A 19,289-nucleotide genomic window follows, 5' to 3' on the forward strand; every position below is an offset into this window, starting at 1 on the left:
GAATTATTTTTCTGCGCTTTTCTCTTTTAATTCTGTTTTTATAAGGTAATTTTACTTTGTATTCGTTTAATTGCTTGACTATGTAACTGACTTACACGAGACTCACTAATATTCATCACGTTACCAATCTCTTTTAAATTCAGCTCTTCTTGATAATAAAGTGCTAAAACCATTTTTTCTTTTTCAGGTAATTTATCAATCTGTTGAATCATAATATTGCGAATTTCATCATTAATGATTGAAGAAAAAGGGTTATTGTCAGAGCCTGATTCAATTAATGTGTCGATGTTATCGCCTAATTTTTTTTGTATTTCATCATAGGAAAATATCTGACTGTAATTTGAATCTAATAATACTTTGTGATATTCAGTAATCGATAATTGCAAATATGCCGCTATCTGATGGTCATTAGGAGGTACACCTAGTTTTTTTTCTAACTCATTAATTGCATTTGTCACATCTTTAATTTTTTTCCGCGTTTGTCTTGGTAACCAATCTCGACTACGCAGTTCATCTAGCATAGCGCCTTTTATTCTAGGAATGGCAAATGTGGTAAAAGAATAACCTTGGGAAGCATCATACCGCTTTATGGTCTCTAGCAAACCGATATAACCTACTTGTAATAAGTCATCAAGTTCAATTGTGGTTGGCAAACGAACCGCTAATTTAAGTGCTTCATTACGAACTAAATAGATATACTGTTGCCAATCAATTTGATTCACTATACCTTGAGAGTTATACAGGCTATCACTCATTTTCTGAACCAATATAAAAAAATGCTAACGAATATTATCACGCTAATTGATTGAATTAATGGCTAGAATAAGATGAAAAAAATAGGTAATTAACTTTTTTAACAATAATGGTATTAAAAAATACCATTATTGCTACAGTACAAATTAGAGTGACCATAAATTCTAATTGTATACTCTATTGTAGTAGAGAAAGTACAGATTGAGGTACTTGATTTGCTTGTGCTAATACTGAAGTACCTGCTTGTTGTAAGATTTGACCGCGAGTCATATTAGATACTTCTTCCGCGTAATCTGCATCTTCAATACGGCTGCGTGCTGAACTTAGGTTATTTACAGTATTGTTGATGTTATTTACAGTTGACTCAAAACGATTTTGTACCGCACCAAGCTCACCACGTAATTCATCAATTGTTGATAATGCCGCATCAATTGTTTTTAATGGATCAGCAGTTGGCGCATCTGATACATTGAAACCATTTAAACCTAATTTTTCACTGTCAATTTGTTTCAAGTTGATAGCAATGATTTCACCATCATTTGCACCTACTTGAATGTTAAGCGTTTTATCTTCAGATAATACTTTAGTACCATTAAAGTCAGTTTGTGCAGATACACGGTCGATCTCTTGTAAACGTTGATCGATTTCATTTTGAATTGATGCAAGATCGCTTTCAGAGTTAGTACCGTTTGCTGCTTGAACAGTTAGCTCACGAATACGTTGTACGTTATTGTTGATTTCGTTTAATGCACCTTCAGTTGTTTGTGCAATTGAGATACCGTCATTTGCATTACGTGCTGCTTGAGTTAAACCACGAATACTTGAAGAAAAACGGTTAGCAATTGCTTGACCTGCAGCATCATCTTTAGCACTGTTGATACGCATACCAGATGATAAACGCTCAATTGCAGTTCCAAGAACGCTTTGAGAATGATTTAGATTATTTCTTGCCATTAAAGACATACTATTGGTATTAATTACCTGTGCCATTTTTATCTCCTTTAATATAATAAGTTTGATCAACACGATATTGAAGAGAGTTATTCAATATGTTTGCTGATACTTTAGTTATCGGTTTTAAAAAAAGAAACTTTAGTATTTTTTTCCACGAATATTGGTTTTAAAAAAAATTTTTAAAAAATAAATAACATTATTTTTATTTTTCAATTGGTTATATAAAAATTATTTTTATAAAATATATCCTACTGTGTTAAACAATCTTTGATTGTTACTTTTAACCTGTGAATTTATTCTCAATACTAAACTTTTTATTACATTGGTCGATAAAACAAGTGATGAAAGAATTTATATTAGGATAATTAATCATGGCAATGAGTATTTTAGGAATTGGTTCTGGTATTGATTTAAATGAAGTATTAGATCAATTAGAAGCCGTTGAAAAAAATCGTCTTACCCCAATAAAAGCGCAGCAAAAAGCAATAAATAATAAGATTAGTGGTTTTGGCAAGTTAAAAAGTGCGTTATCCACATTTAATAATGCGACAGCCAAATTGCAAAAAAAAGAAATTTTTCATGGTCGTACCGTATCAGGTAATGATAATTATTTTACGACTAATGTCAGAAGTAATGCTCAATTAGGTAATTACTCCGTTAGTGTTGAACAACTTGCTCGTGCACATAGCGTTGCAACTAATGCGGTAAACGATAAAAATGCAGCGCTCGGCAATGATAATGAAACTCGAACACTTACCATTGAACAAGCCAATGGCCAAAAGTTAAATGTTACTTTATCCAAAGATGAGACGTCGTTAGAGTCGATTGCCAATGCGATCAATCAAGCAAAAGTGGTTAATGAAGATGGTTCAACCAGTGAATCAACCGTAAATGCAACCATTGTGCGTTCAGGAAAGGATAGTTATCAGTTAGTTATTACATCAAAAGAAACCGGTGAGCAACAAACCATTACTTCTGTTTCATCCGATGATGATAAGCTTAATTCACTCATTGGCTTTGATATTAATCAAGCTGATTCATCGGCAATGAGTGAAGTCGCTAAAGCGCAAGATGCCAAATTTAGTTTCAATGGTATTACAGTTAACAGTGCATCAAATACTGTTAAAGATGTTATTCCGGGTGTTGATATCACGTTAAAAGCGGTCACAACCACCTCACAAAATTTAACTATCGCGGCGGATAATGAAAAAACGCAAGAGGCACTTAAAGAGTGGGTGGATGCATTCAATCAATTGCAATCAACCATATCAACTTTAACGCAATTTACTGCCAGCGATGCCAATTCAGATGAATTAAATAGTAATAATGGACCACTGATTGGAGATTCCACACTACGTAATATTGATCAAAGCATTCGCTCTATATTTTCGAAAGGTCAAGCAGGTGAATTATCGGTACTGTCACAAATTGGTATCAATATGGATAGCAACGGCAAGTTGGTGATTAAAGAAAACGAATTGGAAAAAGCTCTTAAAGAAAACAGTGATGCGGTAGCCATTTTATTTACAGGCGATGGTGAAACAACAGGCATTGCTAACGAAGTGTTTGCCAAAGTCAGTAGCTTTATTGATAGTGATGGCATGATTGATACTGCAACGAACGGTTTAAATTCAACGTTAAAATCATTAGATAAACGTTATGATCAAGTTAATAACTCCATTGACCAAACGATCGAGCGTTATCGGGTGCAATTTACCAAACTAGATATATTAATCAATCAATTAAATGGTATGAGTAATTACCTTACTACCCAATTTGAAATGATGGCGAATTTAAAAAAATAAGGCATAACAATGTATAAAATGGGATCTCAAGCTTATAAACAAGTTAATTTAGAAACCAGTGTCAGTCAGGCATCACCACATCAGCTTATTGTTTTGTTATTTGACGGTGCGCTTAATGCTATTCGACTCGCTGATTTATATATACAGAAAGGTGATATTGCAGGTAAAGGAAAAGCCATTTCCAAAGCAATTAATATCATTGATAATGGGCTTAAAAGTTGTCTTAATTTAGAGCAGGGTGGTGAAATTGCCGAAAACTTAGATCAGCTTTATCACTACATTAGCCAGCAATTGGTTTTAGCTAACTTACATAATGATAGGGAAAAACTGCAAACCTGTTTTGATTTGCTTGATAATATTGCTCAAGCTTGGCGAGAGATAGCATAGTGGGAGTATTGGCTTTGAATACTAATTTATTATTAGAACAATATGAGCAACTTAATTATATTGTTGGACAAATGCTAATTGATAGTCAAAAAGAAGATTGGGAATCTTTAATCAGTTGGCAAGCCAAATATCATCAATTAACGGAGGATGTTAAACTAAATGAAGGTTTGCCTGTTATTGAAAATATGTCTACACAACAGCAAGATATTATGAAAATGTATTTCAACAATATCATTAGCAATCATCAGCAATTAGTCCAATTAATGCATGTGCGGCGTAGTGAACTGAGCAAGCTTATTGGCGAACAAGTTGATTATCAAACCAAAATAGGCAGTTATCAAAAAGTTGCCAACCTAGTATAAGTAACTAAATACCCTTGACCTTATTTATTAAGTTAGTAATTAACTAAACGTAATTGAGGAAAAGGGTTTTTAACATATAAAAAGCACCTTTCCTCAAACTTTTTATTGATTAATTTTACATCTTTAAAGCATACACTGTGCTTGCAATGGCGACTCGCTCATTTCACAATAACGTGCACCTTTTGCATCAAGCACTGGATAACTTCTGGGGTTGCTATAGATATATTCACAAACGAATAAATTTCCTAAAGGATCATTAGGATTGATTGTCTATTTTAGATCTCCATTTTCAAACTCTTCAGACCTTAGTTCTGTTTATAAACATATCTTGCTAATAAATAAACGAGCATTATAAAGTTTTTAAGTGGCATTGCCCGTTGAAAAGATTGCCGGGAAACTGATCACCTGAGTCTTAACTTGATCCAGACTATTTATTAATGTAAAACTAAATGGCAAACTTTACCATGCCGATTGTATGTAATAACTTGCATGGTGTTAAAAATTAATAATCTTAATTTTTTCAAATAATAAAAATTTAAAAGGAGAGCGATTGATTAGTCGTTGTTGCAACAATAGTGGTGAGGTTAAGCCAATTTACTATAAAAATTGGCAGTTAATTAATCATATTTTTTAAACCAAAATACCATCATCTAGTAGATGATTAGCTATCCGATAATGGTTTAAACATTCATATTCATGATTTCTTGATATGCTGAAACTAATTTATTTCGAACTTGAATACCAAATTGTAACGAAACTGAAGATTTTTGCATGTTAACCATTACTTCATTTAGTGAAACATTCGGTTCTCCCATTTCAAACGCTTTAGCTGAATGATTGGCTTGTATTTGTAATTGGCTAATGTTATCCAATGCGGTTTTTAACTCATTGATAAAGTTATTCTCATCGGTTAATTGAGGCTTTGTGGCATAGGGTGCATTTAAATTTGTAAGTTCATTTGTATTTAATGTATTGATCGTTGTCATAACGGCTTGGTAATTCCCATTTTGTCACTTTACTGTGCAATTTATCATACAAGGCAAAAACTAAATGGCATAAGTAAGGGGAAAATGCTGTGTTTTTTTAGCTATTGATTTTTATTAATACAAAGATAATAGAGCCTAGAATTAATCTAATCAGCTTAGCATTAGGATTTTTATGGCTAGCCAAACAGTCGACGGTAAAGGTGAATCAATATTAAATAAATTACCTTTTATTAACCAAATAAAACACAATGCCAAAATGGCAGGGTCAATTGCAGCTGTTATTGCTATTGCTATTATCAGTATCATCTATTTATGGGTTAAAGATGACTCTTATAGTGTTTTATTTAGTAATTTAAATGATAAAGATGGTGGCGAGATTATCAGCCAGCTCGATAAGATGAATATCCCCTATAAATTTTCATCGTCGGGATCGACCATCTTAATTCCTGAAGATAAAGTTTATGATACGCGTTTGCGTATTGCTCAACAAGGATTGCCTAAAGGTGGTGCTGTTGGCTTTGAATTACTCGATAAAGAAAGTTTTGGTATGAGTCAATTCAATGAACAGGTTAATTACCAACGTGCTTTGGAGGGCGAATTATCCAGAACAATATCAATTATAAGTAGCATTAATGATGCTAGAGTGCATTTGGCGATGCCCAAACCATCATTATTTGTCCGAGAACGAAAATTTCCTTCCGCATCGGTGGCATTAACGTTATTACCTGGTCGCAGTCTATCACAAGGACAAATTGATGCCATTATTCATTTAATTTCAAGTAGTGTACCCGAATTACAGGCCGATAAAGTTACGATTATTGATCAACATGGTCATCTATTAACCGGTGAAAATTATCGTGACCGAAATGCCAATGTGGCGCAATTAGAATTTAGTGAACGCATTGAAAACAGTGTTCGTGAGCGCGTTGAAAAAATTATTATCCCTATTTTGGGTAAAAATAATGTTCGGGTGCAAGTGAATGCTGAGGTTGATTTTAGCCGACAAGAATCGACTTCAGAAATTTATGATCCTAATAGTGATATTGCCAAGCAAACTATTCGCAGTAAACAGTTAACGGAAAATCGGCAATTAATTAATAGTTATGGCATAGGTGGTGTGCCAGGTGCGTTATCTAATCAACCTGTACCTACATCAAGTGCCCCTATTGATGAAGACAAGGAATCCAACGATATTGCCGATAAGCAGCAGCCGAGCAACTGGCAATCCAATAATACTTTAAATTATGAAGTGAATCGGCAAGTTGTACACAGCAAAATACCTGAAGGGCGCATTAAACGTTTATCGGTTGCAGTACTAGTTAACTATAAGCTTGTGACCAATGAATCAGAGAATAATGAGACAAATGAGAGTGATGATGAAAATAAATCATCACTTCCAACCGAACAATGGGTAAAACTTGATAGTAATGAATTAAACGACATTGAATTATTAGCTCGTCAAGCGATGGGTTTTTCCCAATTACGTGGTGATAGTTTGACTGTTGCCAATTTAAAATTTACAGATCAAGAGTTTGATGAAGAGAGTGGTATCGCGTTTTGGAAAACGCCTGAATTTTATGATTCTATCAAAACAGGCGGTAAATATTTAATCTATATTTTAATCATTTGGATTATCTGGCGAAAAGTATTGCGTTCAGTATGGCTGAAACTACAAAGACATTATTTAAGTGTTAATAATAAATCGACGGATGCTCAAGCAACGCTAGATGAGAAATTAGATTATAAAGCGCACAGTAAACAGCAGCAGAAAATATTTGAAGATAATATGCAACAACAACAATATATTCGAAAAATTGTCGAGAAAGAGCCTCGGGTAATGGCATTAATTATTCGTGGTTGGATGAATAAGAGGGACACAGAATAATGAATTTAAGTGAAACTCAAAAAGCCGCTACAGTAATGATGGTATTGGGTGAAGATCTTGCTGCCAAAGTGATGCAATATCTTAACCCTAAAGAAGTACAACACATCAGTAGTGCAATGATGTCTTTACCACAGCTTTCGCAAGAGCAATTGAAAAGTATTCTCAATGAATGTCAATTTACACTTGAAAATTGTGCCGTTTTAACTACCGATGCTGATGGTTATTTACGTTCAGTACTCGAAAAATCCATTGGTAGTGAAAAAACCGAACGTTTACTTGATGAGTTGTTAGAAACTGATCGAGAAGAAGCCACCGATGGTCTTGAAATGCTTAATTTTGTTGATGCTGCACGGGCAGTTGATCTGGTTAAAAAAGAGCACCCACAAATTATTGCTACTATTTTAATTCATCTGAATCGGGATTTAGCTGCTGAAGTTTTAAATCTGTTTGATGACGAATTACGTAATGATGTCATGTTACGTATTGCAACTTTTGGAGGTGTCGAACCATCAGCGCTACAAGTTTTATCGACATCATTATCTACATTATTACATGGTCAAAATCTTAAACTGAATAATATGGGTGGCATTCGTACCGCAGCAGAAATTATTAACTTAATGAAATCTCATCAAGAAGAGCTTGTTATCAATGCGTTACGTGATTATGACCACGAACTTGCTCAAAAAATTATTGATGAAATGTTCTTATTTGAAAATCTCATTGAAGTTGATGACAGAAGTATCCAACGTCTACTTAGAGATGTTGATAATGAAACATTAATTATTGCTTTGAAAGGCGCATCAGTCGCATTACGTGATAAGTTATTAAGTAATATGTCACAACGTGCCGCCTCTATTTTACGTGAAGATCTGGAAAACAGACCACCTGTGCGCCTATCACAAGTTGAAACTGAACAGAAGAAAATTTTGGTTATTGCGCGTCGCTTAGCGGAAAGTGGTGAAGTGATCTTGAGTCGTGGTGATGATGAGTATGTATAATCAATCCCATAGATTGAACTGGAAACCACTTATTTTTCAGGATTTAACCTCGGCAACGTTATCACAACTCAGTACTAACGACAGTACCCAAGAAAGTGAAATTTGCCAGCCTGAACAGGAATTAGAGTTAATTGAATCGAATAAAGAACCTGATGTTGACCAAGAAACACTTGAGCAGTTAAAGCAAGAAGTTAAAGCACAAGCTTATCAAGAAGGGTTCACATTAGGTCAAGCGGAAGGTTTTGATGTGGGTAAACACTCTGGTTATGAACAGGGATTTGCGCTTGGACAGCAAGAAGGACGTCAACAGATAGAGCAGCAACTTAGCGATGAAAAGTTAAAAGCAGTAGAGAACATCACTGATTTAATACGCAATTTTCAGCAGTCAATTAATGATATTGATGAGTTAATCGTCCCCAAATTAATTGATTTAGCATTGGTTGCTGCACAAAAAACCGTTGGCACTCTTTCTAAAGTCAAACAAAAGCAGCTGGTCTTTACGATACAAATGCTTATTGAACAGTGTTCGATGTTATCCGAACCGATTTTATTGCATCTTAACCCTGATGATCTGTTATGGTTAGAGCCAATACTAAGTGAAGAAATTAAACAATACCATTGGCAATTTATCGCCGATCCTAATATTGAAAGTGGTGGCTGTAAAATTTTTACAGATACCAATGAAATTGATACCAATGTTGCCAATCATTGGCAAATCATGTCCGATTGTTTACATGAAAGGTGAGCATTAATATGACTTACTCATCGCAATGGATCAACAAAATTAGCCAAGCTACGCAGAAACTTCAATCTTTATCTTTAATTCGCCAATATGGACGATTAGTCAAAGCATCGGGATTAGTGCTTGAAGCTGTGGGGTTAAAATTACCATTAGGTTCAAACTGTTTTGTTGAGCGACAATCTAATGGTCAACTGGATGCGGTCGAGTGTGAAGTGGTTGGATTCAATGGGCAAACTTTATTTTTGATGCCATTTGAGGCAACCGATGGCATTTTATTAGGTGCTCGAGTTTATACTTTACAATATGATTTAGCATATTTTAGTCATAAATTATTACCCGTCGGTATGGCGTTATTAGGTCGAGTCGTTGATGCCATGGGTAAACCGTTAGATGGTAAGCCATTACCAGAACATGTTGAATATGCTGGTTTAGTCAATAAAACACTCAATCCTTTAAATCGCACCCCCATTCATCAAGTTCTGGATGTTGGGGTAAGAGCCATCAACGCATTATTAACTGTCGGACAAGGCCAACGAATGGGGCTATTTGCTGGCTCGGGTGTCGGTAAGAGTGTTTTACTCGGTATGATGGCTCGTTATACACAAGCCGATATTATTGTTGTGGGCTTGATTGGTGAACGTGGACGGGAAGTTAAAGATTTTATCGAAAATATTTTAGGTGAAGAGGGTTTAGCCCGTGCTGTTGTGGTCGCTGCACCAGCCGATGTATCACCATTATTACGTTTGCAAGGCGCTGCCTATGCAACAAGAATTGCTGAAAGTTTTCGCGATCAGGGTTTTAATGTTTTATTAATCATGGATTCTTTGACTCGCTATGCTATGGCGCAACGAGAAATTGCCTTAGCAATCGGTGAACCTCCAGCCACCAAAGGATATCCACCTTCTGTATTTGCAAAATTACCGGCTCTTGTTGAAAGGGCAGGCAATGACGAACATGGTAAAGGGGCCATTACTGCTTTTTATACGGTTTTAACCGAAGGCGATGATCAACAAGATCCGATAGCTGATTCGGCTAGGGCAATATTAGATGGGCATATTGTTTTGTCGCGTGCGCTGGCTGAGTCAGGCCACTATCCCGCTATTGATATTGAAGCATCCATTAGTCGAGTAATGACCGATCTTACCGCTACTGAAGATGAAAAGAAATCACGCTTATTTAAACAGCTATTTTCCAGTTTTCAACGTAATCGCGATTTAATTAATGTTGGCGCCTATGTGGCAGGTACTGATCCTTTGCTAGATAAGGCGATAAATTTATATCCAGCCATGCAAAAATTTTTGCAACAAGGTATTTACGAACATTGTGGATATGAAGAGGCGTGCCAACAATTAGCCGCGATTGTGAGCCAACATTAATCGGTTAGGAAAGTACTCATGAATGAAAATCCTTCACAATTAGCTTTTACAACATTAAAAAAATTAGCGCAAAAATCGGTTGACGATAATTTACTTAAGTTAAAAAAAGCAAATGAGAATCAAGATAAAGCACAGTCACAACTCAATGTCTTAAATGATTACTATGTTGAGTATCAACAAAAACTGAATGATGCCTTATCTGATGGCATAAAAGGCTATGAATTAAATAATTTTAATGCTTTTATTGCCACAATTGAGCAAGGGATAGAGCAGCAAAAAAAACTGTTATTAACCTTAGATATCAAACAAAAGCAGATTACTAACCAGCTTAATCAATCACAAAAAAGTTTGAACACCTATACAACATTGTTAAGTAAGCAATATAACAAATATTTACAACAGCAAAATCGTTTACAACAAAAACTGACCGATGAATTTGCCCAGCAGCAATTAGCAAGGAGGATATTGAGTGAGTATTAATTTGATTGGTAATTTAAACTTAATGCCAGCGCATCAATCAGAGGTTGTTACTAAAGATACCATCGATAATGATAGTAATCTGTTTGAGCAATTATTGTTACTGAGTGAACAGTATAGTCAACCTGCTAATAAGCCAACTCAAATCAAATCCAACGATATTGATAATGAGGAACTTGATGATAATAACGTTAAGGATGATGAGTTAATTATTGGCGGTTATCCCGTTGCTGTTGAGTATTTCGATCAGGAAAAATTGGCTATTATCAGTTCGACAGCGGTAAACAGTGTAGACAATAGGGATATACCTACCAACCCATCTTTACTGCCAACAAATAAGATAAATTCTGAAATATTAGAAGCCAACTTATTGACTAATCTACCGACAAATCTATCGACAAATCCATTAGACAGTGAGCCAGCCAACGAATTTATTCATGATGAAGGGAGTGTCATTCACTCGATAACGCAACAAAATAATTTTATGTCATTAATTGAAGCAAAACGTCGAGCAGACACCACACTTATCAACCATAAAAATACTGAAATTAACCATGATACGAGTAATTATTTATTTAATTCATCAAATAACTTATCAAGTATTAGTGATGTGATGCCAAAGGTGACCTCTGCGCAAACTGATTTTGCTATGAATTTAGGGGGTAACGATGTAATAACGCCTATCCATCAAGCTTCGTCTTTATCACCGATGACCAATGAACCTAACTTGTTATCGTCAGCGAATTCGACTGTAACACCTTATACAATGGATCTATCTACGCCTGTTGATGTAGCGCAATGGCAAAAATCGTTAACTCAGCACATTATGATGTTTAACCGTCAGGGAGTGCAAACTGCCGAAATTAAATTACATCCTCAAGAATTAGGTTCGTTACATATTAAACTTGATATGACCGATGATAATATCAATCTTCATATGATGGCTGCACATAATATGGTAAAAGGGTTGTTAGAATCTGCAATACCATTTTTACGAACTTCATTACAAGAACAAGGTTTTACCTTACAACAAACTGATATAAGTGATTTTTCGATGATGAGTGATGGCGAGCAATCAGCGATGCATCATCAAAATAATCATCGTCAACAATCGAATACCGTTGTATCAAGCACGGTAGACAAAATTACTGAGCAGTCAAACAACGAAAAACATATTGTTAAGTCAGGTTTGAGCGTATTTGCTTAAAAGATAGTTTGTGATTTATTGTCTGTTTAGTACCTTAAAAATAAATTGAAAACGTTAAATAGGTAATATTTTTATTGCCTATTCTTCAAATCAATTTTACATGTTTGATTTATTATTCTTATCATTATTACCATTTAATGGTTATAAATTTTTTATTGGGATAAGAATAAATATGCCAACTACTCCAAAGAAAGTGAATATTTTGAACTTAATACTTATTCTCATCACGCTGTTAGCATTAAGTGCAGCTGCTTATTTATGGTTCCAAAATCAACCAAAAACCAAGACTAAAAAGCAAGATGAAATAACTATCGTATCGCCGGTTTTTTTAACCTTAAAACCATTTACTGTCTCATTACCTGCATCAGAAGATAATGGTGATATTAATAAAATTCTTTATGTTGGTATGGTATTGCGTGTTGCCGATGAAGACCAAAAAACCGCATTATTAGAATATTTACCTGAAGTTAGAAGCGATATCCTTTTTTTATTATCTAAACAATATGTTAGTAAATTAAAACAAGAAACGGGTAAATTTGAATTACAAGAACAGATAAAAAATACATTATCACGCCAATATGATATCAAACACTCAGTAAAAATCGACGAAGTGCTCTTTACTGATTTTATTATACGGTGATTGTTATGTCTGATAAGCGTGAACCGATAACCGACATTAATGGCAACAAGAATACTAACCCTGTATCAGGAAGCTCAATTGCCACTAAAGATAACGTTACTGATACAAGTGTTGTATCATTACCATCAGGCAAAAAAGCCGATGTTAAACCTTACGATTTATCGGTCAAACATAGCTTTGTTCCTGAACGTTTAACCGCATTAGAAATTATTAATGAACGTTTTGCTCGCCAGTTCAGGATAGGTTTATTTAATCTGTTACGCCGCAATACTGATGTAATTGCATCTCCAATTGAAACACAAAACTTTAAATATTTTTCCGATATTTCATCAACATATCATTTAAATTTAGTTCATCTTAATCCTTTAAGAGGCTCTGCTTTATTTTCGTTTTCACCTGAATTAGTGTTTATTGTGGTTGATACATTATTTGGTGGGGATGGACGTACAAATAAGGTTGCAACAGAAGATCGTGAGTTTACTCATACTGAACAACAAATCATTAAACGAGTCTTAGAGTTAGCATTAACTATATATCAAAATGCGTGGGCAGATATCTATTCAATTGAAACTGAGTATATCCGCTCTGAGATACAAAGTAAGTTTACTAATATTACTACTTCTCCTGATGATGTGGTTTTAACTACCAAATTTAAAATTGAAATTGGTAGCTTTAAAGCGACATTTTATATTTGTATACCTTATGCCATGGTTGAGCCAATTAAAGAATCTTTAATCAAACCACCTGTCGAGCAGCAAACTTATAAAGATGATAATATTTGGATGAGTTCATTAACCTCTGGCATTAAACAATCCACTGTCGAATTAGTTGCTAACTTTACTCGTATTCAAACTACTGTCTCTAAACTATTAGCGTTAAAAACTGACGATATTTTAGTGATCGATAAACCGACAAATTTAGATGTTACCGTCGGGGGGGTACCAGTATTAAAAGGTCATTACGGTAAAGTTAATAAACAATATGCAATTAAAGTAGAACAGGTTATTAATCCTGTAATAGAACAATTAAATGAGGGAATGCAAAATGACTGATATCAGACAAGATAGTGAAGAGATCCCGAAAGTCGATGAAAGCGGTGATGAATTATCTACTCAAGGCGTTATTTTTGAAACACTATCACCACAACAAACTGAAGAACAAAAGCAGGATATTAATCTTATTTTAGATATTCCGATTGATTTGAGTGTCGAACTTGGTCGAACCAAGATGGCAATTAAAGATTTATTGAATTTAACGCAAGGATCAGTCATTGCATTAGATGGTCTTGCTGGTGAACCTTTAGATATATTAATTAATGGTTATTTAATTGCCCAAGGCGAAATTGTGGTTGTCGGTGATAATTATGGCATACGCATCACTGATATTATAACTCCATCAGAGCGTGTACGTAGGTTGAGTCGTTAATGGATATTATATACGAAAATAAGGCTCAGCCTTCAATATCTGCAACAGATACAATTGCGATAACTTCTGTATCACCTGAATTAAAAGTAAACACGCAAATAGTTACATCAATGGGGATGTCGCTTATCGGTGTGATTGCAGTGATTTTATTATTAGGGTGGATAGTAAAACGTTTTAATTGGAAAACGCCAAATAAACAATTGATTGAGGTAAAAGCCACTTACAATATCAATCCTAAAGAGCGAATTGTTTTGGTTCATGTCGATAATCAATTATTAGTTGTTGGTGTGACTGGGCAGCAGATGACTTTACTGCATACCATAAATGAACAACGAACCGATATGCTACTAGCAGAACCTTCTTCAAGAGTGAAAGATTTTTCCAGAAATAGGATATTTGAGCAAATGTTACAGTCCATTTTGAAATTAAGAAAGGAGTAATGGGTAGTGCGGTTAAAATCTGTTATTTTGCTGAGCTTATTGTCGATTAGCCAATATAGTTTTGCTGAAATCTCACCGTTATCTATCATTTCTCGTACTACGTTGGACAATGAACAAAGCTGGTCATTACCTGTAGAAACATTGGTCTTTTTGACCTTACTCACTTTTATTCCTGCAATACTACTGCTAATGACCAGTTTCACCCGCATTATTATTGTATTGGGTTTATTGCGTAATGCTTTAGGGACACAATCTGCTCCACCTAACCAAGTTATTTTAGGTATTGCTCTTTTTATGACATTTTTTATTATGTCACCGGTGACTGATAAAATTTATCAAGATGCTTATATACCTTATTCACAAAATCAAATCACTATGCAAGAAGCTTTATCCACCGCAACTAAACCATTGCAGGCGTTTATGCTTACTCAAACCCGCGAAAATGATTTAGCGTTATTTGTGAATATGTCCCACCAAAACGAGATCCAAAGCCGAGAAGATATTCCGTTAAAAATTTTGGTACCTGCCTTTGTAGTCAGTGAGTTAAAAACCGCTTTTCAAATAGGTTTTACGATTTTTATTCCTTTCTTAATTATCGATTTAGTGGTAGCCAGTACACTTATGGCATTAGGGATGATGATGGTTCCACCTGCAACGGTATCATTACCATTTAAATTAATGTTGTTTGTATTAGCAGATGGTTGGCACTTATTACTTGGTTCATTAGCGCAAAGCTTCTTTAGTTAGGGAATTTTAGTTAAGTAATTTTAGTCAAAAAATTCTAGTTAAGAAATTCGAATGAAGGAATAGTATGTCACCTGAGTATATTAGTACCTTAGCAATGCAAGCCATAAAAGTTGCAGCCTCTCTTGCTGGCCCTTTACTGTTAGCCGCTTTAGTTACTGGTTTAGTCATTAGTTTATTGCAAGCGGCTACGCAAATTAACGAAATGACCTTATCATTTATTCCCAAAATTTTAGCAGTGATCGTGGTTTTAATTATTTTGGGACCATCAATGTTGTCAACAATGATTGACTACATTCAAATTGTTATCACCGATATTCCTAACTTAACTCATTAAAAATGATGGATTTTAATATTAACAGTCTATTTAATATTGATTTCTTTTCTTGGATTAAAGATGTTTTTTTTCCGTTTGTGCGCATTTTGGCATTAATTATGGTTGCGCCAATTTTTGGTGAAAAAGAAGTACCAAATCGCATAAAGGTTGGTTTAGCATTAGTAATTGTTATGCTTCTACCCATTCCTCATCTTGATGAAAATATAAAAATCTATTCTTTAACGGGGGTATGGGTTATCGCTCAGCAAATAATGATTGGCGTGTTGATTGGTTTTACTATGCAACTTGCGTTTATAACCGTCAGAATTTCGGGTGAATTAATTGGAATGCAAATGGGATTGGGAATGGCAACTTTTTTTGATCCAATCGGGGGGCCATCCACTTCAGTTTTATCTCGCTTAATTAATATTATAGCGTTACTGATTTTTTTAAGTTTAGATGGTCACTTATGGTTATTATATGGTATTTCAAATAGCTTTGATATTGTTCCAATTAGACTTATGACATTGCCTGCAAATGGTTATTTAGCCTTAATTGATGTAAGTAACCAACTGTTTATTAATGGTATTATGTTAGCGCTTCCTTTGATGACTTTACTGTTGATCATCAATATATCATTGGGGTTATTAAATAGAATTACACCACAATTATCCATTTTTGTGGTCGGTTATCCACTAACACTATTGTTAGGATTAATCATGTTAAGCTATTTAATTTCGATGTTGCCAACATTTACTGAGTTTGTTTTTGAACAGATGTTTAATCACATTTCTGTTATTTTATGGTTTTTAAGTGATGTTCAGTAATGTGATATTGATGATATAATTGAGAAATTTATTAATTTAATTCTTATTTAATTACTCTTTTCATTAGCTATTCATCACATTCAATGTTCATTTTTGTAAAAAAGTTTCAGGTTAACTATACGTTTCAGTATAAAAATAGGTTGAATTACATTAAATAATAATTTAAAAAAGATGCGTTAAAACTAAACAAGAAAGGAATGCTGATATAATCAGCATTTTATTGATATCAATTAAGCTTTTTTTACAAAACAAGCTTTAAGCATGATTTTCATGCCATCAATTTTACAATCGATCTCATGATCGCCTTCAACTAAACGAATGCCTTTGGCTTTAGCACCTTTTTTCAAAACGGTAGAAGAACCTTTTAATTTAAGGTCTTTAATTAAAATAATATCGTCGCCATCAGCAAGTAAATTACCATTACTGTCTTTCACTTGTAATCCCTCATCAGTTGAAGCAACATCGTTCGGATCCCATTCGTGAGCACATTCAGGGCAAACATAAAATGAACCATCATGATAAGTATGTTCAGACTGGCAAACAGGGCAGTTAGGTATAGATTCCATGGGTATGAATAATCCAAATTAAATAAAATGGCGTTTACTATAGCAAAAAAACGCTATAAAGTCATGGTATTCCCCCCTCTTTGATAGCGTTATAGTGGTTGTCAAATCGCTGATTTAGGTTTGACTGAACAGATGGCAATATAATTAAGTTGGTTTCGGTATTGTTTGAATGTTTTAAACATTTTAAAAAATTGTGGTCGATTTTGTTTACGTAGTGCATTGCGAATAATTCTGCATGTTCCTAATAAACCTTCATCATGAATCATGCCTTTAGGAGACATTAATGTCATGGCAGCATGTTGTGAATGAATATCAACAAATCCAACATCCGCAAAAAGGGCGTGCCAAGATTCATTGCTAATCGGCTGGGCATTAACATTAATTGCTTGATGAATTCGTTGTATAACTTCCTGTGATTGTGCTGGATTAACTAGCATAATATCGTGAGTGAGGAGTTTGCCTCCTGGTTTTAATACTCGATAATATTCTTTAATTAAATGCGTTTTAGCTTTATTCGCATACATTGTTAACATCGCTTCATTAATCACTATGTCAAAACTATTATCAGCAAAGGGCAATGTTGATGCATTGGCTTGTTGTATATCTACTAAATGAGTAACTTTATTTTTAATAACATTTTGCTTTGCTTTTTCTAAAGCAAGTTTATCCATATCTACACCAATTATATGGCAACCGAAACGTTGAGCAATTTCGATGGATGTTGTACCCATGTTGCATGCAATTTCAAGCACCTGACTTTGTGGTGTAAAGTGTGCTTGTTTAAATAACCATTCGGTAGCTTTTTTACCGCCCGGGCGTAATCTGGTTTTACCTAAGCGAGCAAGAAATTTATGCCCAGCTTCTTTTTTTATGTCGTCCATTATATAGCACCTCAATTGGTAGTTTGCATCATTTCTCGTAACATGATTAATAACATTTTAGCTGCTTGTGGAGCTTCAACCGCGTGAGGAATGTTAGCAGGCATTCTGACAAGGGTACCGGGTACAGCCTTAACGGGTTGACCATCAATAATTAAGGTTAGTTCACCTTCAATAACCATGACAATGGCATCAAAAGGGGCACTGTGTTCGGATAATCCTTGCCCTTTATCAAAAGCAAAGAGCGTTAAATTGCCACCTGTCGTTTTAGCTAAAATCCGACTGGCAATACTTTGTTCTGTTGCGTTAATTAATGAAGTGATTTCGAATGCTTGAGCAGGGCTAATGGTATTATTTGTCATAAACAACTCCTATATTTATTGAGTAGACGATTTGTTGCAGTTTTGCGAATAAAGCCATATATTTCATAAGGTTATTTCAATGATTTAAAGTAATTATGAGTATTGAAATAAGAACTATTATCAATTATATTGAATTTATTCTAGAAGCATCTTCAGGCAAAACCTATGATATTTGTCAAAAATATACCAACTGAACAACAGATTTTTGGTTGGTTAACTCAAGTTGAGCTGTTTCAAGGATTAACCAAAGAGGCATTAATGCCTATTATTGAAAGTGCTAGCTATAAGAAATTGTCGAAAGGGGATATGATCAGTTATGAAGGTAAACCCTCATCTTGTTGTGTGCTTGTTTTAACTGGGGAGGTTGAAGTTTATCGCAGTACTTATTTAGGTGAAGAAAAGATTTTTGGTATTTTTAATCATTATCAATTAGTGGCTATTGCTGCTATCTTTATGCCGCATAATCGTTTTCCAATGACGATTAGAGCTAAAACAGATTGCTCGGTATTATTAATTGAAAAACAGAGTTTATTGCAAGTTTGCAAAACTAATCCCATTATTATGCAACGTTTATTAATACGTTTCAGTACTAAATTATATGAGCAAATAAATAATATCGATTGGTTAACGTCAAGTTCCTCAGAACAGCGTTTGGCTAGTTATTTATTGTCATTATGTTCCTCTGATAACACTTATCAATTTATATTGCCTATTTCTCGTGGTCAGTTAGCAACAAAGTTAGGTATTCGTTATGAAACGTTAAGCCGATTAATGTCGAGCTGGCGAAAACAACAAATTATTCAAGTTGAAAATAATCGAATTAATATACTAAATGAAACTTATTTGAAAGAGCTTACTCTACCTTTTCAACGTTCATTTTAAAAAAGTGGTTAGTGTTTAGAAATAATCTTTTATAAAAGACAAATAAAGTTTATAAAAATTAAAATGACAAATTGCCGTTATTAAAGCAATCGAGATAAACATAAAAAAGGCGCGTATTATACGCGCCTCTTGTACTGATAAAGAGCATTAAGCATAATGCTCTAAATAGTTAGCATAGATTATTTGATAACCTTAGCAACAACACCAGCACCAACAGTACGTCCACCTTCACGGATAGCGAAACGTAAGCCGTCTGCCATCGCGATTGGGTGAATTA

Annotated in this window: 22 protein-coding genes and 2 pseudogenes; 17 read left to right on the forward strand and 7 right to left on the reverse strand. The window is 34.4% G+C overall.

Translation table 11 applies throughout. The features are described from left to right. Window positions 1-38: 38 nt before the first annotated feature. The gene (locus H3T96_RS10575) at window positions 39-755 is read right to left on the reverse strand and encodes an RNA polymerase sigma factor FliA (RefSeq protein WP_144092472.1); all 717 of its coding nucleotides are present in this window, start codon (window positions 753-755) and stop codon (window positions 39-41) included. Between the two features lie 175 nt (window positions 756-930). After that, the gene (locus H3T96_RS10580) at window positions 931-1,743 is read right to left on the reverse strand and encodes a flagellin (protein WP_039126453.1); all 813 of its coding nucleotides are present in this window, start codon (window positions 1,741-1,743) and stop codon (window positions 931-933) included. Window positions 1,744-2,078: 335 nt separating this feature from the next. On the opposite strand from H3T96_RS10580, the gene fliD reads away from it, so the two are divergent. Genes fliD through fliT form a run of 3 tightly spaced genes read left to right on the forward strand, consistent with a single transcriptional unit; the run spans window position 2,079 to window position 4,261 of the window. Then, window positions 2,079-3,512 carry a flagellar filament capping protein FliD gene (gene fliD / locus H3T96_RS10585; RefSeq protein ID WP_144092470.1) on the forward strand — a complete coding sequence of 478 codons (1,434 nt, stop codon included), beginning with the start codon at window positions 2,079-2,081 and terminating at the stop codon, window positions 3,510-3,512. Window positions 3,513-3,521: 9 nt separating this feature from the next. Beyond that, entirely contained in the window at window positions 3,522-3,899 is a 378-nt protein-coding gene (fliS, locus tag H3T96_RS10590) for a flagellar export chaperone FliS (protein WP_039126450.1), read from the forward strand. A 14-nt stretch (window positions 3,900-3,913) separates the two neighbouring features. Further along, the gene (gene fliT, locus H3T96_RS10595) at window positions 3,914-4,261 is read left to right on the forward strand and encodes a flagellar protein FliT (RefSeq protein WP_144092468.1); all 348 of its coding nucleotides are present in this window, start codon (window positions 3,914-3,916) and stop codon (window positions 4,259-4,261) included. Window positions 4,262-4,941: 680 nt separating this feature from the next. Here the strand turns inward: fliT and fliE are convergent. Then, on the reverse strand, window positions 4,942-5,247 hold the full coding sequence (fliE, locus tag H3T96_RS10600; RefSeq protein ID WP_039126446.1) for a flagellar hook-basal body complex protein FliE: 306 nt from the start codon (window positions 5,245-5,247) through the stop codon (window positions 4,942-4,944). Between the two features lie 172 nt (window positions 5,248-5,419). On the opposite strand from fliE, the gene fliF reads away from it, so the two are divergent. From fliF to fliR, 13 genes and pseudogenes are all read left to right on the forward strand, one after another. Continuing rightward, window positions 5,420-7,132 (forward strand): flagellar basal-body MS-ring/collar protein FliF, encoded by a 1,713-nt coding sequence (gene fliF / locus H3T96_RS10605; protein ID WP_144092466.1) that lies wholly within the window; start codon window positions 5,420-5,422, stop codon window positions 7,130-7,132. Next, window positions 7,132-8,130 (forward strand): flagellar motor switch protein FliG, encoded by a 999-nt coding sequence (gene fliG, locus H3T96_RS10610; protein ID WP_039126443.1) that lies wholly within the window; start codon window positions 7,132-7,134, stop codon window positions 8,128-8,130. The genes fliF and fliG overlap by 1 nt, the downstream gene beginning before the upstream one ends. After that, the gene (locus H3T96_RS10615; RefSeq protein WP_186279261.1) at window positions 8,123-8,875 is read left to right on the forward strand and encodes a flagellar assembly protein FliH; all 753 of its coding nucleotides are present in this window, start codon (window positions 8,123-8,125) and stop codon (window positions 8,873-8,875) included. The genes fliG and H3T96_RS10615 overlap by 8 nt, the downstream gene beginning before the upstream one ends. A gap of 8 nt (window positions 8,876-8,883) precedes the next feature. Continuing rightward, entirely contained in the window at window positions 8,884-10,248 is a 1,365-nt protein-coding gene (gene fliI / locus H3T96_RS10620) for a flagellar protein export ATPase FliI (RefSeq protein WP_144092462.1), read from the forward strand. A gap of 18 nt (window positions 10,249-10,266) precedes the next feature. Continuing rightward, window positions 10,267-10,728, forward strand: coding sequence for a flagellar export protein FliJ (gene fliJ, locus H3T96_RS10625; RefSeq protein ID WP_039126434.1), 462 nt, complete (start codon window positions 10,267-10,269; stop codon window positions 10,726-10,728). Further along, window positions 10,718-11,932, forward strand: coding sequence for a flagellar hook-length control protein FliK (locus H3T96_RS15090; RefSeq protein ID WP_144092460.1), 1,215 nt, complete (start codon window positions 10,718-10,720; stop codon window positions 11,930-11,932). The genes fliJ and H3T96_RS15090 overlap by 11 nt, the downstream gene beginning before the upstream one ends. Before the next feature lie 172 nt (window positions 11,933-12,104). Continuing rightward, a complete protein-coding gene (locus H3T96_RS10635; RefSeq protein WP_172398442.1) occupies window positions 12,105-12,572 on the forward strand; it encodes a flagellar basal body-associated FliL family protein in 468 nt (155 codons plus the stop codon). Between the two features lie 5 nt (window positions 12,573-12,577). Continuing rightward, entirely contained in the window at window positions 12,578-13,624 is a 1,047-nt protein-coding gene (gene fliM / locus H3T96_RS10640) for a flagellar motor switch protein FliM (protein ID WP_144092458.1), read from the forward strand. Between the two features lie 55 nt (window positions 13,625-13,679). After that, a pseudogene (gene fliN, locus H3T96_RS10645) lies at window positions 13,680-13,997 on the forward strand (flagellar motor switch protein FliN); the annotation flags it as partial. Beyond that, the gene (gene fliO / locus H3T96_RS10650) at window positions 13,997-14,437 is read left to right on the forward strand and encodes a flagellar biosynthetic protein FliO (RefSeq protein WP_144092456.1); all 441 of its coding nucleotides are present in this window, start codon (window positions 13,997-13,999) and stop codon (window positions 14,435-14,437) included. The pseudogene fliN and the gene fliO, both read left to right, overlap by 1 nt. A 45-nt stretch (window positions 14,438-14,482) precedes the next feature. Next, window positions 14,483-15,184, forward strand: a complete 702-nt coding sequence (gene fliP, locus H3T96_RS10655; RefSeq protein WP_370528576.1) for a flagellar type III secretion system pore protein FliP — start codon at window positions 14,483-14,485, stop codon at window positions 15,182-15,184. A gap of 64 nt (window positions 15,185-15,248) precedes the next feature. Then, entirely contained in the window at window positions 15,249-15,518 is a 270-nt protein-coding gene (gene fliQ / locus H3T96_RS10660; protein WP_039129046.1) for a flagellar biosynthesis protein FliQ, read from the forward strand. Window positions 15,519-15,520: 2 nt separating this feature from the next. Next, window positions 15,521-16,324 carry a flagellar biosynthetic protein FliR gene (gene fliR, locus H3T96_RS10665; RefSeq protein ID WP_086326431.1) on the forward strand — a complete coding sequence of 268 codons (804 nt, stop codon included), beginning with the start codon at window positions 15,521-15,523 and terminating at the stop codon, window positions 16,322-16,324. Between the two features lie 230 nt (window positions 16,325-16,554). Here fliR and H3T96_RS10670 read toward each other — a convergent pair whose 3' ends face one another. The 3 genes from H3T96_RS10670 to H3T96_RS10680 form a co-directional block, all read right to left on the reverse strand. Further along, window positions 16,555-16,890: a zinc ribbon domain-containing protein YjdM gene (locus H3T96_RS10670; RefSeq protein WP_065602954.1), complete on the reverse strand. Its 336-nt coding sequence runs from the start codon at window positions 16,888-16,890 to the stop codon at window positions 16,555-16,557. A gap of 101 nt (window positions 16,891-16,991) precedes the next feature. After that, a complete protein-coding gene (locus H3T96_RS10675; RefSeq protein ID WP_039129052.1) occupies window positions 16,992-17,771 on the reverse strand; it encodes a class I SAM-dependent methyltransferase in 780 nt (259 codons plus the stop codon). A gap of 11 nt (window positions 17,772-17,782) precedes the next feature. Then, window positions 17,783-18,130, reverse strand: coding sequence for a cupin domain-containing protein (locus H3T96_RS10680; RefSeq protein ID WP_039129055.1), 348 nt, complete (start codon window positions 18,128-18,130; stop codon window positions 17,783-17,785). A gap of 165 nt (window positions 18,131-18,295) precedes the next feature. Between H3T96_RS10680 and H3T96_RS10685 the strand changes: the two genes are divergently transcribed. Then, the gene (locus H3T96_RS10685) at window positions 18,296-19,012 is read left to right on the forward strand and encodes a Crp/Fnr family transcriptional regulator (RefSeq protein WP_144092453.1); all 717 of its coding nucleotides are present in this window, start codon (window positions 18,296-18,298) and stop codon (window positions 19,010-19,012) included. 179 nt (window positions 19,013-19,191) lie between these two features. Here H3T96_RS10685 and H3T96_RS10690 read toward each other — a convergent pair. Continuing rightward, window positions 19,192-19,289: pseudogene (locus H3T96_RS10690) on the reverse strand (elongation factor Tu); the annotation flags it as partial.

The organism is Gilliamella sp. W8136, assembly GCF_016101285.1.
In the GTDB taxonomy this organism is placed as follows: Bacteria; Pseudomonadota; Gammaproteobacteria; order Enterobacterales; family Orbaceae; genus Gilliamella; species Gilliamella apicola_N.